General features: G+C 60.7%; 15 protein-coding genes. 6 read left to right on the top strand and 9 right to left on the bottom strand.

The genetic code is table 11. The annotated features are described in order from the left end of the window. Positions 1 to 80 precede the first annotated feature (80 nt). From EJV47_RS25095 to EJV47_RS25080, 4 genes are all read right to left on the bottom strand, one after another. On the bottom strand, positions 81 to 1,139 hold the full coding sequence (locus EJV47_RS25095) for a cytochrome-c peroxidase (RefSeq protein WP_126695970.1): 1,059 nt from the start codon (positions 1,137 to 1,139) through the stop codon (positions 81 to 83). 14 nt (positions 1,140 to 1,153) lie between these two features. Further along, positions 1,154 to 1,930, bottom strand: a complete 777-nt coding sequence (locus EJV47_RS25090; RefSeq protein ID WP_126695969.1) for an MbnP family protein — start codon at positions 1,928 to 1,930, stop codon at positions 1,154 to 1,156. A 25-nt stretch (positions 1,931 to 1,955) separates the two neighbouring features. Then, positions 1,956 to 2,360 carry a hypothetical protein gene (locus EJV47_RS25085; protein WP_126695968.1) on the bottom strand — a complete coding sequence of 135 codons (405 nt, stop codon included), beginning with the start codon at positions 2,358 to 2,360 and terminating at the stop codon, positions 1,956 to 1,958. Between the two features lie 93 nt (positions 2,361 to 2,453). Next, the gene (locus EJV47_RS25080) at positions 2,454 to 2,981 is read right to left on the bottom strand and encodes an NADPH-dependent FMN reductase (RefSeq protein WP_126695967.1); all 528 of its coding nucleotides are present in this window, start codon (positions 2,979 to 2,981) and stop codon (positions 2,454 to 2,456) included. A gap of 402 nt (positions 2,982 to 3,383) precedes the next feature. Between EJV47_RS25080 and EJV47_RS25075 the strand changes: the two genes are divergently transcribed. Both EJV47_RS25075 and EJV47_RS25070 read left to right on the top strand, forming a co-directional pair. Then, positions 3,384 to 6,728, top strand: a complete 3,345-nt coding sequence (locus tag EJV47_RS25075) for a helicase-related protein (RefSeq protein WP_341539279.1) — start codon at positions 3,384 to 3,386, stop codon at positions 6,726 to 6,728. Positions 6,729 to 6,753: 25 nt separating this feature from the next. Next, positions 6,754 to 10,773, top strand: a complete 4,020-nt coding sequence (locus tag EJV47_RS25070) for an Eco57I restriction-modification methylase domain-containing protein (RefSeq protein ID WP_126695965.1) — start codon at positions 6,754 to 6,756, stop codon at positions 10,771 to 10,773. Here EJV47_RS25070 and EJV47_RS25065 read toward each other — a convergent pair. Further along, a complete protein-coding gene (locus tag EJV47_RS25065) occupies positions 10,748 to 11,575 on the bottom strand; it encodes a TaqI-like C-terminal specificity domain-containing protein (RefSeq protein WP_126695964.1) in 828 nt (275 codons plus the stop codon). The two genes, EJV47_RS25070 and EJV47_RS25065, sit on opposite strands and share 26 nt — an antisense overlap. 130 nt (positions 11,576 to 11,705) lie before the next feature. On the opposite strand from EJV47_RS25065, the gene EJV47_RS25060 reads away from it, so the two are divergent. Then, positions 11,706 to 12,302: a master DNA invertase Mpi family serine-type recombinase gene (locus EJV47_RS25060; RefSeq protein ID WP_126695963.1), complete on the top strand. Its 597-nt coding sequence runs from the start codon at positions 11,706 to 11,708 to the stop codon at positions 12,300 to 12,302. A gap of 214 nt (positions 12,303 to 12,516) precedes the next feature. Here the strand turns inward: EJV47_RS25060 and EJV47_RS25055 are convergent, their stop codons facing one another. The 4 genes from EJV47_RS25055 to EJV47_RS25040 all read right to left on the bottom strand — a co-directional run bounded on the left by EJV47_RS25055 (position 12,517) and on the right by EJV47_RS25040 (position 16,984). Beyond that, positions 12,517 to 13,077 carry a hypothetical protein gene (locus EJV47_RS25055; RefSeq protein WP_126695962.1) on the bottom strand — a complete coding sequence of 187 codons (561 nt, stop codon included), beginning with the start codon at positions 13,075 to 13,077 and terminating at the stop codon, positions 12,517 to 12,519. Between the two features lie 301 nt (positions 13,078 to 13,378). Further along, a complete protein-coding gene (locus EJV47_RS25050) occupies positions 13,379 to 14,134 on the bottom strand; it encodes a succinate dehydrogenase/fumarate reductase iron-sulfur subunit (RefSeq protein ID WP_126696034.1) in 756 nt (251 codons plus the stop codon). A 202-nt stretch (positions 14,135 to 14,336) separates the two neighbouring features. Continuing rightward, entirely contained in the window at positions 14,337 to 16,292 is a 1,956-nt protein-coding gene (locus EJV47_RS25045) for a fumarate reductase/succinate dehydrogenase flavoprotein subunit (RefSeq protein WP_126695961.1), read from the bottom strand. A 17-nt stretch (positions 16,293 to 16,309) separates the two neighbouring features. Then, positions 16,310 to 16,984: a succinate dehydrogenase cytochrome b subunit gene (locus EJV47_RS25040; RefSeq protein ID WP_126695960.1), complete on the bottom strand. Its 675-nt coding sequence runs from the start codon at positions 16,982 to 16,984 to the stop codon at positions 16,310 to 16,312. 246 nt (positions 16,985 to 17,230) lie between these two features. On the opposite strand from EJV47_RS25040, the gene EJV47_RS25035 reads away from it, so the two are divergent. The 3 genes from EJV47_RS25035 to EJV47_RS25025 all read left to right on the top strand — a co-directional run bounded on the left by EJV47_RS25035 (position 17,231) and on the right by EJV47_RS25025 (position 22,512). Next, a complete protein-coding gene (locus EJV47_RS25035) occupies positions 17,231 to 20,089 on the top strand; it encodes a T9SS type B sorting domain-containing protein (RefSeq protein ID WP_126695959.1) in 2,859 nt (952 codons plus the stop codon). 279 nt (positions 20,090 to 20,368) lie between these two features. Next, entirely contained in the window at positions 20,369 to 21,253 is an 885-nt protein-coding gene (gene fabD / locus EJV47_RS25030) for an ACP S-malonyltransferase (protein ID WP_126695958.1), read from the top strand. 62 nt (positions 21,254 to 21,315) lie between these two features. Then, positions 21,316 to 22,512 carry a hypothetical protein gene (locus tag EJV47_RS25025; protein ID WP_126695957.1) on the top strand — a complete coding sequence of 399 codons (1,197 nt, stop codon included), beginning with the start codon at positions 21,316 to 21,318 and terminating at the stop codon, positions 22,510 to 22,512. Position 22,513 lies beyond the last annotated feature (1 nt).

Below are 22,513 nucleotides of genomic sequence, written 5' to 3'. Positions count from 1 at the left end.
AAAATTGTGAACGGAAGTTACAGCGCTTCAGGCAGAACCCCAGCACCAGCGGCCGGGTTCAAACGCCCCGCGCTGCCGGCTTATTTAGGCGGGGCCAGCTGCGGATTGCTCAGCAGGGCAGGGTCGGTGAGGGTGTGCAGGAAGGCCTGCAGGTCGGCGCGCTGCTGGGCGGTGAGCGGAATGCCGAGGGTGCCATCGGGGCGGCGCAGCTGGGCGTCGAGGGTGCTGGATTCCACCACGCCGTGGTCGTAGTGGTCGAGCACCTGCGCCAGGGTCTGGAAACGGCCGTCGTGCATGTAGGGCGCGGTCAGGGCCACGTTGCGCAGGCTGGGTACTTTGAAGAGGCCCCGCTCCCCCGGGCGGTTGGTAATGCCGGCGCGGCCCGAGTCGAGGGGGAAGCGGCGGTCCAGGCCGTTGTTGCGGTAGGTTTCGTCGGTAAACAAGTCGGTGGCGTGGCAGCTGGCGCACTGGGCGCGGAAAACCGTCAGCCCGCGCAGCTCGGCCGCGTCGAGTGTGCCGCCGGCCTCGCCGCGCACGTAATGGTCGTAGCGACTGTCGGCGGAGGTGAAGCCGGCCGTAAACTGCGCCAAGGCGCGCAGCAGCTGCTGGGAGTTGATGGGCGTGCTGCCGTAAATCTGCTGGAAGCGGCGGCGGTACTCGGGGCTGGCGTTGAGCTTGTCGAGCACGTGGGGCAGCGTCTCGTCCATTTCCAGCGGATTGGTGATGGGCGCCAGCGGCAGCACTTCGAGGTTGGCCACGCCGCCGTCCCACAGCAGGGTGCGGCGCCAGCGCAGGTTTTGCAGAGCCGGCGAGTTGCGGGTCCCCAGTCGGCCCTGCACCCCGGGACTCAGGGCGCGGCCCTCGTGGGCAAAAGCCACCGCCTGCTGGTGGCAGGAGCCGCACGACACGGTGCCGTCGCGCGAGAGAACGGGGTCGTAGAACAGGCTGCGGCCCAGCTCGAAGGTGGCCCGGTCGGGCGGGTTCTGCTCCGGGCCGTACACCGGGGCCGGGAAGTTGGCGGGCAGCACGCTGCCGGGTACGGCCTCGGGCGGCTGCACGTCGGCATCGGGGCGGCAGGCGGCCACGAATAGCCCCGCCAGCGCGGCGGCCAGAAGCGGGGCTATTCGGAGTCCTTGCATGGCAGCCGGAATGGTTATTCGCCGGTGTGGATGTGGTCGATGCTGAACAGTCCGGCCGCGTAGTTATTGGCCAGCTGCACCGATTTGGCATCGGGCATGTGGCTGGTGGCGCTCAGCTGGGAGAGGCGGATGGTGGTGGGACCGGTGAAGATTTTCTGCACGTCGGCCTTTAAGTGCAGCTGCGGCGTCTTGTCCTTGGAAATAGCCAGCGAAGCAGTGCCCGCGGGCAGGGCCGGCGACACGGTGCGGATGGTATTGTAAGGCGTGCGGAACCCGCCGACGTGGTACACTATCTGCCCGTTCGAGGACTGCGGCGAGGTGCCCTCCAGCTTCAGAAAGATATAGCCCGAGTTCCAGCTCCAGTACATGTCGTTGTCGGGCGCCAGGGCCCCGGTCTGAGCGCCGGCGGTGTTACGGGCACTGTCGACACCGATGGTGAAGGTCAGCTTGGTGTAGTAGCCCGTCGGGATGTCCTTGATGGCAAAGCTGCGCGAGGCAGTTTCCGCCTGCTTGACGAGGTGGTAGCTTTCCGGCTCGGCCCACACGGTGCCGTTGTCGCGGGTGAGCTTGATGTTGGAAATGATGTAGTTGAACTTGCTGACAGTAATCTGGTCCCCGGCCAGGGTCGAATAGGACTGGCCCAGGGTCAGCGGCTGGCTGCCGACTACGTTTTCCAACTCCACGTTGAGCGTGCCGGTGGCGGGTTTTTCAGTGTCGTCGTCGCAGGCGGAGAGGGTGGCGGCGCCGAGCAGCAGCGCAAAGGAGTAAGCGGAAAGGGTACGGAAGGTCATGGGGTGAAAAAGCAGGGGTGAGAAATCAGGCCGCCCGGGCGGGCACGAGAGCGGGCCCGGGGTGCGGCGGCCGGAATACGCTACCCCGGCCATTGTACTGATAAAGCACCGTGCGGGCGGCGCCGAACTGCGGCCGCGCTGCCGGCGACGCAGCGGCCCCGGGCAGCAGCCGCTGCGCCGGCGGCAGGGCCTCGTACTTCACCTTGCCGACGAGACTGGGCGGGACTTTTTTATCGGCCTCGGCGGCTTTGCGCAGCTGCTTGCGCAGGTGGCATTTGCCGTTGCACTGCAGCTGGGGCTTGTCTTTGTTGACGCAGAACAGCTCCGTCACGCGGGCGCGGTGCAGGGCATAGTCCACGACCAGCACCTCCCGGCTGAACGACTGCAGCAGGATGAGCAGGGTCAGAAACAAAGCCAGGCACTGTTGCACGGGCGGCGGGGTAAGGTCAGTCTTAAAGATAAGCCTTCGGAGGGGCTTTGGCCTGATGACCCCGTTTGAGGCCCGACGGTTGGAACGCCGCCCCTAAAACCGCAATAATTGTTCCGCTTGTTCCCGTAGCAGCGAGTCGAACAAGGGGTTGTGCAGCTCGCCGGTGGTAGTCAGGCTGGCTTCGATGTTGGGCAGGCGCACGCGCAGGGGCAGCACGGCCGTGCCCAAGTACATCAGCACGTCGGTGAGGTGACTGAGGGCCAGCAGCCCGCCCTGCGTGCCGGAGGAGAGGCCCACCAGCGCCGCCTTCTTGTTGCGGATACCGCCGGGGTAAGGGAGCCCGTCGATAAAGGCCTTGAGCACGCCGGGGTAGGAGCAGTTGTACTCGGGCACCACAAACACCAGCTTATCGGCCGAGCTGGCCATTTGCACCAGCGCGTTGAATTCGGGGTGGGAGCCGGCGCGGTCGTAGAGGGCGGTGGCGGTGAAGTCGGCGGGCAGCGTGGCCAGGTCCAGTATCTGCGCTTCGGCCCCGAATTCGCGTAGCTGTGCCGCGTACAGGTCGCTGATGCGGCGGGCCCGGGACTGGGGACGGTTGGTGCCGGCAATGATGGTTATCAAGGTAAGGGAGCGAGGGTTAATAGTGCAGCAACCGGCTATAAGGTGCTTTGGTTGTGCGCAGCCTTGCCTTTAACAGGCCCGACAGCCCGCGGTTTATTGATATTACGGTTGCTTTTGCCACTACCACCTGCGCGAGTGCAGCTTGAGCTGGTCGGTGAAAATATCAGGTAAAGTGGGTTGGGAACCGAACGCTTACTTGTTCTATCTTGCTAGCTCATCCTTTGATCAATGAGCTATCATTCGCTTCCCGTTACTTCCCGCTCTACCATTCGTGACAATCGAGCCAACGGCCCTTACGGAAAAGTAGGCGAGTACCTAAGCCAACATTTAGCCTCGGAAACGGATCTGGCCATCGTTTCGGCTTACTTTTCCATCCATGCGCACCAAAATCTGGCCGCTGAGTTGGCTGGCATCAGGCGCTTGCGCTTCTTGTTCGGCGAACCCAACTTCGTGCTGGACCCTACTAAGCCGCACCGGGTGTTTAGCCTGACCGCTGATGCCGTAGGATTGAAAGACAAGCTGCCTCAAAATAAAATTGCCCGCGCCTGTTACGACTGGCTTAAGGAAAAAGCGGAAATCCGCTCAATGGTTAAGCCGAATTTTTTGCACGGCAAGCTCTACCACCTCAAGCAGCCCAGCGGCCAGACGCAGGCGCTGGCAGGGTCCAGCAATTTTACTTCGCGGGGCCTTGGTTTCGGCAATACTCCCAATATCGAGCTGAATTTGGTGGTCGATTCTGACCGGGAGAGGGCCGAGTTGCTGGAGTGGTTTGAGGGCCTCTGGAACGACGACAGTGGCTTGGTGCAGGACGTGAAAGCCGACGTACTGCACCACCTGGCGCAGCTGTTTCGCGAAAATGCCCCGGAGCTGATTTACTACAAGACGCTTTACCACGTCCTGAAAAGCGACCTGGACAAGCTCAAAGAATTTAGTCTCCTTGATGAAGATCTGCCCACGTCTTTTACTAAAAGCGCGGTGTGGGAAATGCTGTACGATTTTCAGAAGGACGGGGTGAAGGGCGCTGTGCAGAAAATGGAGCAGCACGGGGGATGTATTCTGGCCGATTCGGTGGGCCTGGGTAAAACCCTCGAAGGGCTGGCTGTCATCAAATACTATGAGCTGAAGGGCAAAACGGTACTGGTACTGTGCCCTAAGAAGCTGTCGGAGAACTGGACTATCTACCAGGCCAAAAAGAATTCCACGCTCAATCCTTTACAACGTGACCGGCTGGGCTACACGGTACTCTACCACACCGACCTGGCCCGCACCAATGGAAAAACGGGTGCGGATAGCCTGGACTTGGCGACGCTCAACTGGGCCGCCTACGATGTAGTGGTAGTAGACGAAAGTCACAACTTCCGCAACAACGCCGCCGGACGCCTGCTCGATGACGGCACCCGCGCGCTGAGCCGCTACGGGTGGCTGACCGAAAAAATCATTAATGCAGGCGCTAAAACCAAGGTGCTGCTGCTTTCGGCAACCCCCGTCAACAATTCGTTGCGCGACCTGCGCAACCAACTTTACCTCATCAGCGGAGGAAGCAACGACGCCTTCGCGGGCAGTGCGGGCGTAGCCAACCTGCGAACCACCCTGGATACGGCGCAGCGGCAATTCGCGCTTTGGGCTTCGCCTCACAGCTCCGACCGTTCAGTCAAGGCCCTGCTGGACCGCCTCGACCCGAGCTTTTTCAGCCTGCTCGACCAGCTGACCATTGCTCGCTCGCGCCGCCAGATTCAGCGCTTCTACGACATGGCCGCCATCGGGAAATTTCCAAAACGGCAGCCACCCGTAACGGTAGCTACTGCCCTTGACAAGCGGGGTGAGTTTCCGACCTACGACCGGGTGAATGCCCGCATCCTCGACTTCAAACTTAGCTTGTACAACCCATCGAGCTTTGTAAAGCCGGAGTTTGAAGCGCAGTACCAGGAGGAGCGCGTACAGAACGCCAAAACACAGAATTTCTCAGCCGCCAAGCGGGAGGAGTTTCTGATTGGCATGATGAAGGTGGGCTTCTTGAAGCGCCTCGAAAGCTCCGTGCAGTCATTCGAGGAGTCGATGGAACGGGTCGTAGGCAAGATTGATACCTTGCTGGATCGGATAGCTGGCTACGAACTGAGCCAGATGCCAACAGGTAGTTTCGACCCCGCCGCCGACCTGGCCGGGGCCGCCCCCGCCGACAGTGCGGCGGGCCAGGCGGAGCAAGACGACGCGCAGACCGATGAGCAACAAGCCATGAGCGCGGCCTTCGAGGTGGGCGGCAAAAAGAAATTCAAGCTGGCCCACCTGCGACTGGACGACTGGCGAAAAGCCCTGCTGGCCGACCGCGAAGCCCTGCACGACCTCTTCGAGCGGGCCTCGCACGTTACGCCCGCCCGCGACCTGAAACTAACGGAACTCAAGAAGCTCATTCAAACCAAGCTAGACCAGCCGCTGAATGCCGCGAACCGCAAGGTTATCGTTTTCACCGCGTACGCCGATACGGCCCGCTACCTCTACCGGGAGCTGCACAACCACCCCTGGCAAACTCCTACACAGTTGCATGCCGCGCTGGTGACGGGCGGCACCGGCGGCAACCAGACCACTTTCCAGCCGGCCGGGCTGCGCCAGGCCACCGAGTTCAACACCATTCTTACCAATTTTTCGCCTCGCTCCAAGGGCCGCGCCCGGCTGGCTATGCCGCAGGATGCGGGCGAAATTGACTTGCTGATTGCCACCGACTGCATCTCGGAAGGCCAGAATCTGCAGGATTGCGACTATTTGGTCAACTACGACATTCACTGGAACCCGGTGCGCGTGATTCAGCGCTTCGGTCGCATCGACCGCCTGGGCTCGGTGAATGCCGCGGTGCAGATGGTGAACTTCTGGCCCACCAAGGAACTCGACCACTACCTCAACCTCAAGCTGCGGGTGGAAGCCCGCATGGCCTTGGTCGACGTGGCCGCCACCGGCGACGACAACCTGCTGGCCCACACCCCCGGTACCGACGGCCAGGAAATAGAAGAGCTGGTAACCCAGGACCTGAAATACCGTGACCAGCAACTCAAGCGCCTGCGCGACGAAACCCCCGACCTCGAAGACCTGCTAGCCGACTCCGGCGGCGTGAGCCTTCAAGACTTCTCGCTCGAAGACTTCCGGCTGGACCTGCTGAACTTTCTCAAGCAAAACGAGGAAATGCTGGCCGACCTGCCCCTGGGTCTGCACGCCGTGGCCGCTGCCCCCTCCGGCCCTCGTGCCGCCCGCCGCACCGCCGAGTACGCCGCTCTTTCCGAGAACGAGCGCACCACCATCCGGCCCGGCGTGCTGTATTGCCTGCGCCATACCGCCCCCGCCGAAGCTCCCGTGCCGCGTACTGCCGGCGGCCACGTCCTCAACCGCCTGCACCCTTACTACCTCGTGTACCTCTACGACGATGGCGCCGTGCGCTTCGGCTACAGCCAGCCCCGGCAGGTGCTGGAGGTGATGCGTCTGCTCTGCCAGGGTCAGAAAGAAGCCGACCAGGCCCTGTGCGACATCTTCAACCGTGAAACCAAAGAAGGCGCCGACATGGGGCGCTATCAGGAACTGTTGACGGCTGCCTTGGCTTCGGTGCGCCAGCAGTACCAGCAAAAGGTAGCCGTGGCCGCCAAAAGCGCCGGCCGCAGCGGCAATGACTTTCTGATTCCGGAAGAGGACGAACAACTAACCGAAACGGTCACCTCCGACGCCACCAACAGCTTTGAACTGATAACCTGGCTGGTTGTCGAGTAAGCTTTTTCTTTCTAAGTTTCGCTTTATGGCTACTACCCGCACCACTATTCAAGCCTCGCTTCAACAATTCCACGCACAGCCTAACTTCCGGGCCTCTGCTACCAACTTTTTTAAGGCATTGGGCTACGAAAGCGCCCGCACAATTAAGCTCTCCGATACAAGCGCCGCAGGATTTACCAAGCAATTCGATCTTACCGCTGATCAGTTTGACAGCCGCAAAGCTCTTACGCAGCACTGGCAGCAGTTTGAATTCTTATTCCAGTTCGGCGAAAAAGAAGTACAAAGAGCGGCGCAGGGCGACCAAACACTGGACCTGTTCAATCAGGGCGTGAACAAGGGGGAGAAAAACAGTTTCTTTTTCCACGCCGTGAAGTTGCGCCATAAGCCGGATGGCTACCGGCGCACCGAGCTGGCCGACATGACGCGGCAGCTGAACCGGCCTTTTGGTATCCCCACTGTGGTGCTATTTGAGCACAGCTCCTGTCTGACGCTGGGCGTTATCGACCGCCGACCAACCAAAAGCAAAAAATCCAGCGACCAGGGCAAAGACGTGCTGGAAAAGGTTACGCTCATCAAGGACATCGACTTGCACAAGCCTCACCCGGCCCATGTGCACATCCTGGAAGAGCTGCGTCTGGGGCACCAGGCCGAAGCGCGTAAAGTCAACAACTTCGATGCCCTGCTTACCGGCTGGCGGGCCACGCTCAGCACCACCGAGCTAAACAAGCGCTTCTACCGCGACTTGGCCAACTGGTACTTCTGGGCCTTACAGCACGTCCAGTTTCCAATTGATGCGGGCACCGACCCCGATACCCACCACCATACGGCCCTCATCCGGCTAATTACCCGGCTCATTTTCGTGTGGTTTCTGCGCGAAAAAAAGCTGGTGCCCGCCGATTTGTTTCGCAAAAAGGCGGTAGATAACCTGCTCAACTACCAGGACAAAACCGGCAGCACCTACTACAAGGCCATCCTGCAAAACCTGTTCTTCGCCACTCTCAACGCCGAGATGAACTCGGCCGCCAAGCCCGACAACCGCCGGTTCATCAACGACCAGGATACTTCCCGCAACGGGCAATATCTCGTGCATAGTCTTTACCGCTACGAACGATTTTTTGCCGATAAGGCTGCCGCCCTAGCTCTGTTCGCCAATGTGCCCTTTCTCAACGGGGGGCTATTCGAGTGCTTAGACTCCAAGAAAGACGGTCAGCCGGAAAATCGCGTGGATTGTTTTTCCGACAACCCTAAAAACGAGAAGCGTCTGACTGTGCCTGACTTTCTCTTTTTTCAGGAAGACGAGCAGGAAATTGACCTCAATGCCATTTACGATACCAAGCGCCGCCACTACCGGGTGCGGGGCTTGCTGTCTATCCTGAGCAGCTACAAATTCACTGTTACCGAAAACACGCCCGTTGAAGAAGAAGTAGCCCTCGACCCGGAGTTGCTGGGTAAGGTGTTTGAGAACCTGCTGGCCAGCTACAACCCCGAAACCAAAACCACCGCCCGCAAGCAAACCGGCTCGTTCTACACGCCCCGCGAAGTCGTGGACTTCATGGTAGATGAAAGCCTGATTGTCTACCTCGGCGCAGCCCTTGCACCCCCTGCCAGCCCCAGCCCCGCCGCCCCGGCCAGCTATGCCGAGCTGGGCCAGCAGCAGACCACCATGTTTGCCAACGAGGGCAAGAAACAAGCTACGCTCCAGCTTCAGGTGGCCGCCGCTACGCCGGCCGCCGCTGTGGTGCCTGCCCCTTCTGGCGAGCTGCTACAGCGGCTCCGCCACTTGCTGGCCTACAACAATGACGCCCCGGCGTTTGACACCGCAGAAAAGCAGGCCTTGCTCACAGCCCTGCACCACTGCCGCATCCTGGACCCGGCCTGCGGGTCGGGTGCTTACCCGATGGGCGTGTTGCACAAAATGGTGTTCCTGCTCAACAAGCTCGACCCCGATAACCAGCATTGGCGGGAGCTACAGCGCCAAAAAGCTATGCAGGAGCTGGACGACGCCACCAAGATTGTAAACGATGCCGAGCGCGAAGCTCGCTTGCGCGAAATCAATGACGTGTTCAAGGAAAACCTGCACGATTATACCCGCAAGCTGTTTCTCATTGAAAACTGCATTTATGGCGTGGACTTGCAGCCCATTGCCGTGCAGATTTCCAAGCTGCGCTTCTTCATTTCGCTTGTCGTAGACCAAAAGCCTGACGACACCAAACACAACCGCGGCATCCGCCCGCTGCCCAACCTGGAAACCAAGTTTGTGGCAGCCAACTCGCTTATCAGCCTCGACAACGAATTCAAGGGGCTGTTTCGTGACCAGGAAATAGAAGAACTGGAGCAGAAGCTGCGCGACGTGCGACACCAGCACTTCCAGGCCCGCACTTGGGCTACCAAGAAGAAATGGCGCGACGAAGACGAGAAGCTCCGCCAGCACCTGGTTCAACGGATTGAGTTGCGGGCCGCCGAGCACGAAGCGCGGCTAACGGCCAAGCTGCGGGAGCTGGAACAGCACATTGAAACCACCAAGCGGCAGCTAACCAGCAAGGCCACTGCCGGCGACCAGGCCAAGCGCCGCAAGGCCCTCGAACAACTCCAGAAAGACTACGAAGCCACCAAAGCCAAGCGCCTCGACCGCGAAACCGTGCGGGACAGCGTGAGCCAGGTCGGCCGCTGGAACCCCTACGACCAAAACGCCTCGGCCCCGTTCTTCGACTCCGAATGGATGTTTGGCAAGGAGGTGCAGGCGGGCTTTGACCTCGTTATTGGCAACCCGCCCTACGTGCAGATTCAGAATTTCTCCACTTCGGCGGGCAAAGAACAGGAGAAGTGGGCCAAGCAAGGCTACGCCAGCTACACGCGCACCGGTGACGTCTATTGCCTTTTCTACGAGCAGGGAATGCGCTTGCTACGCTCAGGCGGCTTTCTCTCTTACATTACCTCTAACTCTTGGATGCGAGCTGGTTACGGTAGTCTGCTGCGCAACTATTTCAGCCAACATACCAATCCCCTGCAATTACTCGACTTCGCTAAAGAAAAGGTGTTTGACAGCGTAACCGTCAATACCAACGTGCTGCTGACACAGAAAGCCCCTAACCAGCAGCAGGCGCAAGCCTGCGTTATCGGTAGCGACTTTGCCTCGCTAGATAATTTGAGCCTTTACTTTCAGCAACGCGCCCAGCCCGCCCCCTTCGCCCAAGACGGCAAAGCCTGGGTCGTGCTCAATGAAATGGAGGCAGGCATCAAAGCCAAGATTGAGGCAGCAGGTACGCCGCTCAAAGAGTGGGATGTACAAATCAACTATGGTATTAAGACCGGCTACAATGAGGCGTTCATCATTGATGCCGAAACGAAGGACAAGCTACTTGAAGCCTCGCCTAAATCTGCCGAAATAATACGCCCATTATTAGAAGCAACCGATTTAACCCGCTATGTGGCTAAGCCGGTTTCGTGGTGGTTCATAAATGCACATAATGGTGCGCCTACGAGAAGAGTAGCTGCGGTTAACATTCCGACTGATCACCCCGCAATACACGAACGATTTTTACAATATAGAGAACGGTTGTCGAAGCGTGGGGACAAAGGTGCAAATTGGTATAATCTACGTGCTTGTTCATACTTGGCCGAATTTGAAAAACCTAAGTTAAGTTGGGGCAATCTGAGTACAAAGCCAAGATTTAGCTTGGACATGTCTGGTGCCTACCTGGTAGCACCTTGCAACATGCTTACCACAGAATCAGAATCACTATACTATTTGTCCGGTGTTCTGAACTCTACAGTCTGTTACTTCTTTATGCGTAATCAGGGGTACACAAGAGATGGTGGATATATCGAATACAAGAAGCAGTTTGTAGAACAATTACCCGTACCACGCCCTGACATGAGCACACAGACAGAAATTGCAAATCTGGTTAGACAGCTGATCGAAAATAAAAAGCGCAATATATCTCTGTTGAAAATTGAGGAAGAAATAGATGCCTTGATTTATACTTGTTTTGGCTTAACGCAGGAAGAAGCTACTTACCTTAAGAACTGGGCTGCTGCGAACTAATTAAATTGGCTTCGGATTCTGATAAGCCAAGTAAAGCAAAAATCTCTGCATCCAGTAAATGCCGAAGCTCACGTCTCCGCGCCTCTGAGGTCTTTTCTAAAACAGCTTCATTCACCAGAGTAACAATTATTTTTTGCTGATTTTTACTGACTTGCGGTATTGCCAACTGCTCAACATAAACTTTAAACCACCTACGCGTGCCAGCTCCTGATGTGGCAGCTATCTTGTCAAGATACCATTCGCATAGGCTTGAATTGAGGAAACCTAAAAGATAACGTAGGTTTGGCCCAGTCATGAAGAAAACAGTATTGTTCAAAAAATACCCTTCGGTGTCAAGCGCAAATTTTGGCTGGTCAGTTAGTTCTATCCAAATTATTTTCTCTTTATTAAATTCGTCAAAGTAGGCACAGTTACGCAGGTTAGACCAGTGTTGTCCCTTGTCCTTCCTGTTTTCCAACACTGACTTGAATTTGATTAAATGTTGAAAAACGTGGGGATGGTTGTTCGGAACATCAATTCTTCCGATGCCCTTAGAACTTTGACCGTTGTGGGTGTTAAGTAGCCACAAGTCTGCGAACTGAGCACGGTACTGCTTCACGTCCCGACCGCGGAGTATCGGGCGTATTATTTCGGCACTACCAGGTGATTTTTTCAATAAATCATCTTTAGTCTTTTCATCAATGATAAAAGCGTCGTTAAAGCCAGTCAGGATGCCGCGGTAGATATTCACGTTCCAGTTTTTGAGCGGTGTACCGACCGCTTCTATTTTCTGAAGAATTTGTGTTTCAAGAGGAGACAGCACGACCCAGGCTTTGCCGTCTTGGGCGAAGGGGGCGGGCTGGGCGCGTTGCTGAAAGTAAAGGCTGAATAGGTATTCCTTCTATAATGACTAAAAAAAAGCGCAAGCCTTATTTTTCGCCTACTTTCGCCGCATGATTTTCGCCTACATCCGGGTTAGCACCGACAAGCAGACCAACGAAAACCAACGCTTCGAGCTGAACCGTTTCGCCGAGCAGCGCCAGTGGCAGATAGATTCGTGGACGGAGGAAACCATCAGTGCCCTCAAGAAGCTGGAGCACCGCAAGCTCCACGGTCTGCTACAGCAAATGCGGCGCGGCGACATTTTGCTGGTTACCGAACTCTCGCGCATGGGCCGCAACCTGATGCAAATCATGAGCATTCTGAACCAGTGTATGGAGCGCGACATCCAAGTTTTCACCACCAAGGAGGGCTACGAACTGGGCAACAACATCAACGCCAAAATCCTGGCTTTTGCCTTTGGTCTGTCTGCCGAGATTGAGCGTAACCTCATTTCGCAGCGCACCAAGGAAGCCCTGGCCCGTAAAAAAGCTGAAGGCGTAACGTTGGGCCGCCCCAAAGGCAGTAAGTCGAAACGCAAGAAACTGACTGGCAAGGACGACGAAATAGCGCATCTGCTAGCCAAAAAGATTTCCGTAAGTGGTATCAGCCGGCTTCTGGGCGTACACCGGCTCACGGTGGCAGCCCATATCAAGGACCACATGCAATAAAGTTACCTTGGGCTACTACACAAACCAGCCCTGGCTGTCACGACAGCCAGGGCTGGTTTTTCGCTAACCTTCGCCGCGTTGAGATATCCCAAAACAGGGTTTTGTGAAGGCTGCACCCCTCAGTAGGCTGGAGAAGAGGTACGCTCTCTGTTCGTTCTGCCTTCGTTCTTCGTTCGTTCAGGGCCCAACCAGTACCAGCACAACCCCAATTGTACTACGGCAGGATTTGCGTCTTCACGGCCGTGTGGCCGGGGTTATCGGTGGCCGTGACGGTGATTTTGTCGCCGGTCAGCGAGGTGTTGGGTTGGGTGGTACGGTAGTGCCAGCGGTTGGGGTCGGTTTGCTGCACGGCTGTGCCCTGTTCCACCAGGCTGCCGTCGCCGTTCTCTATTTTCACCGTGACGGCTTGCACGGCGTGGTCGTCGTTGGCCGTCACCACGATTACCTCGCCGGCCTGCCCGCTGTACTGGCTCAGGTCCACGTCGGTGATGTTGGGAGCCTGCAGGAAGTCGCGCAGCAGCACGTTGTACACGCTGATGTTCTCGGCTGCTGCCTGCTCGGCGTACTCGGCCTGCACGGCCGGATCCTGGCTCTGCCCCTTGGCGTACACCACCGCCTGCTGAAACCGCTCGCGCTGGGCCAGTTGTCCGGCCGTGGGCGGCCCGCTGGGTGACTGGGGGCTCACGCCCACCACGGTGCCGCGACTGGTCTGCCTAAACACCAGCTGCCCGCCCAGCGTACCGCTCAGGCCCTGCGTAACAAGGTTTTTCTCCACGTTTGCCATGTGTTTGAAAAAGTAATAGGGTTAGCAATTGCCTAGAGGTCAGTCCGGGCTTCGCTGCATAACGACGAGCTTATCGGCTTATTAGCATCACCCAGGGAAATATAGAAATATAAGCTTTGGGGTGGCTGCGGGTACCAAACGGTCGTCTTTAAACTGGCCACGATACCTCGCCAACGAAGCACGCGAGATGTCTCCACAAGGTCGACAGGAAGCTTCGCTAATCCTTTGCGGTCAACAAAAAAGCGAACCGGCTTGCCGGTTCGCTTTTTCAGTTCTGATAAACCACGAAACCCTAGCCCAGGTTATTCGAGGTAGCCTTGGCCGCCAGGAATTCGCGGTTCAGGATGGCAATATTCTCCAGCGAAATACCCACCGGGCACTCCGCGGCGCACGAGCCGATGTTGGTGCAGGCGCCGAAGCCTTCCTTGTCCATCTGGGCCACCATGTTTTCCACGCGGGTTTTGCGCTCCACCTGGCCCTGGGGCAGCAGCGCCAGCTGCGACACCTTGGCCGAAACGAACAGCATGGCCGAGGCATTCTTGCAGGCTGCCACGCAGGCCCCGCAGCCGATGCAGGTAGCCGCGTCGAAAGCCTGGTCGGCAATGGACTTCGGAATCGGAATTTCGTTGGCGTCGGGAATGCCGCCGGTATTCACCGACACGTAGCCGCCCGCCTGGATGATGCGGTCAAACGCCGAGCGGTCCACCGACAGGTCCTTGTTCACCGGGAAAGCCTCGGCGCGCCAGGGCTCGATGGTGATGGTGTCGCCATCGGAGAATTTGCGCATGTGCAGCTGGCAGGTGGTCGTGCCCGGCTCAGGGCCGTGGGCGCGGCCGTTGATGAACAGGTTGCACGAGCCGCAAATACCTTCGCGGCAGTCGTGGTCGAAGGCCACGGGCTCTTCGCCCTTGCGCAGCAAATCCTCGTTCAGCACGTCGAGCATTTCCAGGAACGACATGTCGGGCGAGATGTCGCGCACCTGGTAATCCACAATGTTGCCTTGGGCGTTGCGGTTTTGCTGCCGCCACACCTTTAGCGTGAGGTTCAGGGGTTTGGCATTGGGGTTACTTCCAGCCATTTCTATTGGGGTCTTGGGGGCTTAGGGTCTTGGGGTCTTGGCAGTCGACCGAAGCCAGTACCCAGCCTCCGGTGTTTAACTTACTTAACCGGCGAATCGGGAATCAGGGTACCGGAATCCGGAGCGGGCGTCGAACGTCACCAAGCTCCTAAGACCCCAAGCCCCCAAGACCCTACTTGTAGCTACGCTTGGTGAGCTTCACGTTTTCGAACTTCAGCTCTTCCTTGTGCAGGGTTTCGGGCTGATTCTCACCGCGCCATTCCCAGGCCGCCACGTAGGCGTACTCGTCGTCGTTGCGGTCGGCTTCGCCCATTTCGTCCTGGTACTCCTCGCGGAAGTGGCCGCCGCAGCTTTCGTTGCGGTTGTAGGCGTCGTCCACCATCAGCTCGCCCAGCTCCAGGAAGTCGGCCACGCGGCCGGCTTTTTCCAGGGTCTGGTTGAGGTCCTCGTTGGTGCCGGTCACTTTCAGGTCCTGCCAGAACTCGCGGCGCAGCTTCTGGATTTCCTTTTTGGCGTGCTGCAGGCCCTCGGCGTTGCGGGCCATGCCGCAGTATTCCCACATGAGGTGGCCCAGAGCCTTGTGGAAGTCGTCCGGGGTGCGCGTGCCGTTGATGCTGAGCAGCTTCTGAATCCGCCCGCGCACCTGGTTCTCGGCCTCCACGAAGGCGGGGTGGTCGAGGGTAATGGGCTGCTTGTTGCTGTCCATCAGCTTGGCCGGCGTTTGGGCCAGGTAGTCGCCGATGGTGTAGGGAATCACGAAGTAGCCGTCGGCCAGGCCCTGCATCAGGGCCGAGGCCCCGAGGCGGTTGGCGCCGTGGTCGGAGAAGTTACACTCCCCGGTGGCGTACAGGCCCGGCACGTTGGTCATCAGGTTGTAGTCCACCCACAGGCCGCCCATGGTGTAGTGCACGGCCGGGTAAATGCGCATGGGCTGCTTGTACGGGTCCTCGTCGGTGATTTTCTCGTACATGGCGAACAGGTTGCCGTACTTCTGGCTTACCTGGTCGGCCCCGATGCGCTTGATAACGTCGGCGAAGTCGAGGTATACGGCCAGGCCCGAAGAGCCCACGCCGCGGCCTTCGTCGCACATCATCTTGGCGTTGCGCGAGGCCACGTCGCGCGGCACCAGGTTACCGAAGGAGGGGTATTTGCGCTCCAGGAAGTAGTCCCGGTCCTCTTCCGCAATCTGGTTCACGTGGATTTCGCCGCGGCGCAGGCGCTCGGCCATTTCCACCGTCTTGGGCACCCACACGCGCCCGTCGTTGCGCAGCGACTCCGACATCAGCGTCAGCTTCGACTGGTAGTCGCCCGACACGGGAATGCAGGTGGGGTGAATCTGGGTGAAGCAGGGGTTGGCAAACAGGGCGCCCTTCTTGTGGGCGCGCCAGGCGGCCGTGGCGTTCGAGTACTTGGCGTTGGTGCTCAGGTAGAACACGTTGCCGTAGCCGCCGGTGGCCAGCACCACGGCGTGGGCCAGGTGGCGCTGAATCTCGCCCGTGATGAGGTTGCGGGTGATGATGCCGCGGGCCTGCCCGTCGATAATCACCAGATCCAGCATCTCGGTGCGGGTGTACATCTTCACCTTGCCGTAGGCAATCTGGCGCGACAGGGCCGAGTAGGCCCCCAGCAGCAGCTGCTGGCCCGTCTGGCCGCGGGCGTAGAACGTGCGGCTTACCTGGGCCCCGCCGAAGGAGCGGTTGGCCAGCAGCCCGCCGTACTCGCGGGCGAAGGGCACGCCCTGGGCCACGCACTGGTCGATGATGTTCACCGATACCTGGGCGAGGCGGTACACGTTGGCTTCGCGGGCGCGGTAGTCACCACCCTTGATGGTGTCGTAAAACAGGCGGTGCACCGAGTCACCATCGTTCTGGTAGTTCTTGGCGGCGTTGATACCACCTTGAGCAGCAATGGAGTGCGCGCGGCGGGGCGAGTCGTGGAAGGAGAAGGCCTTCACGTTGTAGCCCAGCTCGGCCAGCGAGGCCGCGGCGGAAGCGCCGGCCAGGCCGGTGCCCACCACGATGACGTCGTACTTCCGCTTGTTGGCGGGGTTGACGAGCTTGACGTTGAACTTATGCTTGTCCCACTTCTCGGCCAAGGGGCCTTCGGGGATTTTGGCGTCCAGGATCATAGTCTAAACCGGGTGGATTACTGGAGGAAGAAGAAGTACAGCGGCATGGCGGCAAAGCCGGCGCATACAATCACCGCGAAGGCGTAGCCCAGGTAGGTGACGAAGGGCGTGTACTTGCGGTGCGTCAGGCCCAAGGACTGGAAGGCGCTCTTGAAGCCGTGGATGAGGTGGTAGCACAAGGCTACCTGGGCCAGTACGTACAGCAGCACGTACCACCACTCGTGGAACGAGGTAACGACCAGCGTGTACAGGTCGTCGTGGTTGTTGATGTCCTTATCGAGCGTGCCGAAGCGGGCGCGCCAGAAGAAGTTGTACAGGTGTACAATCAAAAAGAACAGGATAACCGTGCCCAGCAGGCCCATGTTGCGCGAGGCCCAGGGCGAGTTCTGGCCGATGCGGTTTTCCACGTAGCCCTGGCTGCCGCGGGCTTTGCGGTTTTTGCCCGTCAGCGCAATGGCCTCGTAGATGTGAAACACGAACCCCGCCACGAGTACCCACTCGATGGTACGGATGACGGGGTTGGTGCCCATGAAATGGGAGTAGACGTTGAAGGCATCGCCGCCATCGTTCTTGAACAACTGGAGGTTGCCGATTAGGTGAATCACCAGGAACGAGCACAGGAACAAGCCCGTGACGGCCATGATGATCTTGCGGCCAATGCTGCTGGTAAGCGCGTTGCTAAGCCAACTCATAGGTGAACGGAAGGGTGAGAAAAAGGTCGATTGTACTGGGCGAAGGTACGCCCCGACCCGCTATGAAACAATTCAGTTATCATTCGTCCTGAATTGGCCGCGGCGCGGGTGAACCAGCCCCGCCTCCTTGCCGTTACACGAATGCGACCTACTAAGCAACCGTTTGCATACGGCAGTTGTTAGTGGGATAACATACTTTTTTTGCCTTCTCTCCTCCTTGCCGACGTCTCTTAATCGTCTAGCTCTATGATATTTCCATTACTCCGCGGTCGGGCTCAGCGCAGCCGGGCCGGTCTGGCGTTCTTAGTGCTGCTGAGCCTGCTGCTGGCCCGTCCGGCCTGGGCCACGCACATCCGCGCCGGCGACATTCAGGCCAAGAGTGACACGACGGCGGCCCGCAATCCGCTGCGCGTGTTTTTTAAGATGATTACCTACACCGACCGCACGTCGCCGGCCGACGCGAAGAACGACGAGGTAATCTTCTTCGGGGATGGGACCAATGCCACGGTGTTCCGGCAGGGCAACGCCGGGGTCAACATTGGCAACAACATCAACCGCAACGTGTACTACTTCGAGCACACGTACAATGCGCCGGGCCAGTACTTTGTGAGCTTTATCGGGGAAAACCGGGCCACGGGCATCCGCAACTTCCCGCTCTCCGACCAGCGCAACTTCTACATCCACACCCGCGTCACCATCGACCCGCTGCTGGGCGTGAACCGCTCCCCGGTGCTCAACGCGCCGGCCGTGGACCGGGCCGCCCGCCAGCAGGTATTTCTGCACAACCCCGCCGCCTCGGATGCCGACGGCGACTCGCTGGCTTTCAAGCTGCGCGTGTGCCAGTGGGAGCCGCGCGGCGTGCAGGGCGTTATTGCGGGTGGCAACCGGCCCCAGCCGGTGAACCTGCCGGGCTACGTGTACCCGCAGGACCAGAGCGTGTCGCCGGGCGGGGTGCAGGTGCCCTACACCGGCCCGCCGGTGGGCGTGCCGGGCAGCGCGGCCATCCTGGAATTGAATGAAATAACCGGGCAGCTGGTGTGGAACTCCCCCAGCACCCAGGGCGACTACAACGTGGCCTTCGTCATCGAGGAGTGGCGGCGCGACGCGTTTGGCAGCCGGCGCCTGATCGGGGAAGTGGTGCGCGACATGCAGATAACGGTGTTTGCCACCAACAACCTGCGCCCGACCGTCTTCATCCCGCTCGACACCTGCGTGGTGGCCGGCACTACTATTACGCGCAACATCCGCGCCACCGACCCGGACAACAACAACATTCGCCTGACGGCCTACGGCGGGGTGCTGCCCCCGGCCACCTTCGTGCAGACGGTCAATCAGCCCGGCCGGGCCGTGGGCCGCTTCACCTGGAACACCAGCTGCTCGGACATTGCCACCGACCCGAAAATCATCGTGTTCAAGGCCGAGGACGTGCCGGCCGCCGGTACGCCGCTGATTGACGAGCGGCCGTGGCGGGTGACGGTGGTGGGGCCACCGCCCACCAACCTGCAGGCCACCGTGACGGGCGTCAGCGCCCAGCTGACCTGGGATAGATACCTCTGCCAGGCCAACGGCGCGGCTACCATCCGCATCTTCCGTAAGGAAAATCCCTCGAACTGGACGCCCAGCACCTGCGAAACGGGTATTCCGGCCAGCGCGGGCTACGTGCAGGTCGGGCAGGTGGCGGCCAACCTGCAGAGCTTCACCGATACCAACGCCAACAAGGGCCTGGAGCGCGGTAAAACCTACTGCTACCGCATTTTTGCCGAGTTTCCGCGGCCGGCCGGTGGGGCCAGCATTGCCTCCCAGGAAGCCTGCGTGACGTTGCAGGGACGGGCCGCACTGTTTACCAACGTGACGGTGGACCAGACCAGCACTACCACCGGCCAGATTACGGTGAAGTGGACCAAGCCCGTCAGCACCACCGGCTTCAACCCGCCCGTGGGCTACCGCCTGTACCGCGCCGAAACGCAGAACCCCGCCACTGGGGCCTACACCCTGGTGCGCACCATTAGCAACCTGAACGACACTACCCACGTCGACACCAACCTCGACACGGAAACCAAGGCTTACACCTACCGGCTGGAGTTTTTCAGCAACCTGACGGCCCAGCCGGGCTCGACGGCCATTGTTGAGAATGCCGGGCCGGCCAGCAGCGTGCGGCTCAGCGGGGTGGCCAATGCCTTGAACAACAGCATCAAGCTGAGCTGGACCTACAACGTGCCCTGGGACAACAGCCGGCAGCGCACCCGCATTTTCCGGCGCAATCCGGGCAGCACCACCTTCACGCTCGTGGCCGATACCATAGCCACGCGCAACGGCGGTACCTTCACCGACCGCAGTTCCACGCTGCGCAAGAACCAGACGTACTGCTACTACGTGGAAACCAACGGCACCTACGGCGCCGCCAACCTGCCCAGCAACCTGGTCAACCTCAGTCAGGTGCGCTGCGTGAACCTGGCCTCAATTCCGTGCCCGCCGGTGCTGACGCTGCGCCCCACCAACTGCGACAGCGTGGCGGCGGCCCTGCCCCGCGGCCAGGCCCTGCTCTACAGCAACTACCTGCGCTGGACGCTGGGCTCGACCCCGGCCGACTGCGGCCGCAACATTGCTTTCTACCGCGTGCTGTACCGGCCCACCGAGGACGGCCCGCTGACGGAAATCGGGCGCACGCCGGTGCAGAGCTTCGTGCACCGCAACCTGGCTTCGGCTGCCGGCTGCTACGCCGTTATTGCGGTGGATTCCCTGGGCAACGAAAGCGCCCAGAGCAACGTGGAGTGCCAGGACAACTGCCAGATTTTTGTGCTGCCGAACATCTTCACGCCCAACGGTGACCAGCGCAACGACGTGTTCCGGCCCATCTACGCCTCGCCCGTGAACCGGGTGAAAGTGCAGGTGTTCAACCGCTGGGGCGCGAAAGTGTACGAGGGCATTGCCTCGCCGGACCTGACCCTGTGGGACGGCGGCGGGGCCCGTAGCAACGAGGGCGGCGGCCGCGACACCGGCGCCAAGGCCACGGGCGGCACTTACTACTACCTGCTGGAAGTAGAGTTTGCCGACCTCAAGCGCACCGTCAAGACCTATAAGGGCTGGGTAGAAATCATGCGCTAGGCATTCAACCGCTTGAAGAAAAGGGCCGTCGGCAACGACGGCCCTTTTTTTGTGGCCCGTTACGGAGCAGCATCCGGCGGGCGTCTGCCTTGCGTAGTGCGCGGCCTAGCCGCCGCAGAAGCGCCGGGTGGCGCGGCGCAGTGGCCCTAGTTCCGGCGCCGGCTTTTGCGGTTATTGGCCTGATTGCGCACCTTGCGGCCTCGTTCGACGCAGCCCGGCGCCGCGTCGGGCCGTACATCCTGCATCCGCAACCGCCTTTTCCCACACCGACCTTCTTCAATGAAAGCAGTAGTATTCCCCGGCCAGGGCAGCCAGTTCACCGGCATGGGCCGCGACTTGTTTGAGCAGCACCCCGAGGCCCGCGCCCTGATGACGCAGGCCAACGACATCCTGGGCTTTTCGCTCACCGACATCATGTTCACCGGCTCCGAGGAGGATTTGCGCCGCACCGACGTGACGCAGCCGGCCATTTTCGTGCACTCGGTGGCGCAGTTCGTGGCCACGCCCGGCCTGCAGCCCGATATGGTGGCTGGCCACTCCCTGGGCGAGTTTTCGGCCCTGGTGGCCGCGGGCGTGCTCAAGTTCGAGGACGCGCTGCCGCTGGTGGCCCGCCGCGCCCAGGCCATGCAGGCTGCCTGCGAGGAGCAGCCCGGCACCATGGCCGCCATCCTCGGCCTCGACGACGCCACGGTGGAGCGCATCTGCCAGGAAATCAGCCAGGTCGGCAACGTGGTGGTGGCCGCCAACTACAACTGCCCCGGCCAGCTCGTCATCAGCGGCTCCCGGGCCGGCATCGACCAGGCCTGCGAGGCGCTGAAAGCCGCCGGGGCCAAGCGCGCCCTGCCGCTGCCGGTGGGCGGCGCCTTCCATTCCCCGCTGATGCAGTCGGCCGAGGCGGCGCTGGCCGAAGCAATTGGGCGCACCACCTTCGGCGCGGGCCGCTGCCCGGTGTACCAGAACGTGGACGCCGCCCCGCACACCGACCCGGACGAAATCCGCCAGAACCTGATCCGCCAGCTCACCGCCCCGGTCCGCTGGACGCAGTCGGTGCAGCGCATGACGGAGGACGGGGCCACCGAGTTTATCGAGTGCGGTCCGGGCAAGGTGCTGCAGGGCTTGGTGAAGAAAATTTCGCCCCAGGCCGCTACCGCCTCGGCGCAGTAACTTTCCTTCCCTCCACTCAACGTTGAAGAGCCGGCCCCGTCCGGCTCTTCGCTTGTGCAGCCATGGCCCCAGCCCCGTCCGATACTTCCCGGCCTCTGGCCGCCCCGCCCGGTGTCGTGGTAGGGCTGGCGGCGGCCGTGCTGCTGGCGCTGCTGCTCTACGCCCTCAGCCCCGGCCTGGCTACCACCTCCGACGCCCGCTTTTACCTTTCGGCCGCCGCCAGTTTCCGGGCCGCGGGCCAGCTGCTGAACCCCGATGGCACACCTTATACCTCCTGGGGGCCGCTGTACCCGCTGCTGCTGGCTGCGGGCGGGCGGGAGGTGGGGACGTGGGCCCTGCTGCTGAACGTGCTGGGCTCCTTGCTGAGCCTGGGCGCCTGGAGCTACCTGGCCTGGAAGCTGCTGCCCCGCCCCGGCGCTTGGCTGCTCACGGCGCTGCTGGCCCTGGCCGTGCCCTGGCTGATTACGGCCAAGTTCGTGTGGGCCGAGGCGGTGTTTCAGGCCCTGTTCGGCCTGTACGCAATGGCTCTGTTTCACTACCTCACCCGGCCCCGGGCTTCTTGGCTACTGGCGGCCACCGTGCTGGGCCTGCTGCTGGCCTGGCAGCGCACCTCGGGCCTGTTTCTGCTGCTGGGCACCGGGCTGGGGCTGCTGACGGCTTACCGGGAGCTACTGCGCCGGCACTGGCGCGGCCTGCTGCTGCACGCCCTGACGGTAGGGGCGGGCCTGGGCGGCTGGCTGCTGTATGCGGTGCGCGCCGCCGCCGTGCCCGAGCTGTACCGCAGCCGCGGCTGGCAGGGCCTGCGCGAAACCCTCGGCGACTACGGCTACGTGCTGCTGCGCTGGCTGCTGCCGGTGCAGCAGGCGGGCTGGCCCAAGCACTGGCTGTTCGAGGTGCTGCTGCCGCTGCTGCTGCTGGGCCTGGGCTGGGCCACCTGGCGCAGCCGGCACCGCTTCGGGCGGCTGCTGGGCGCCGTGCTGCTGACTTACTTCGTCTGCCTTATCGGTACCACGGTGATGAGCCGGGCCGGCGGCAACGTGTACGACGTGGAGCGCTACGCCGCCGTGGTGTACGGGCCGTTCTGGCTGGTGCTGGCCGCGGGCCTGGCCGAAGCACTGCCGCGGCGGCGCTGGGTGCTGCTGCTGCTGGCCGGCTGGCTGCTGTACCCGGCCGCGCGGGCGGTACGGGTGGCGCAGTTCTGCCGCCGCATGGCCGTGCAGCCGCTGGAGCTGCCGGCTGCTCCCGCGCCCCGCCGCTGAG

The organism is Hymenobacter gummosus, from assembly GCF_003970915.1.
GTDB lineage: Bacteria > Bacteroidota > Bacteroidia > Cytophagales > Hymenobacteraceae > Solirubrum > Solirubrum gummosum.
The sequence above is the reverse complement of the archived record's forward strand: the minus strand, read 5'-3'. Positions and strand labels throughout refer to the sequence as shown.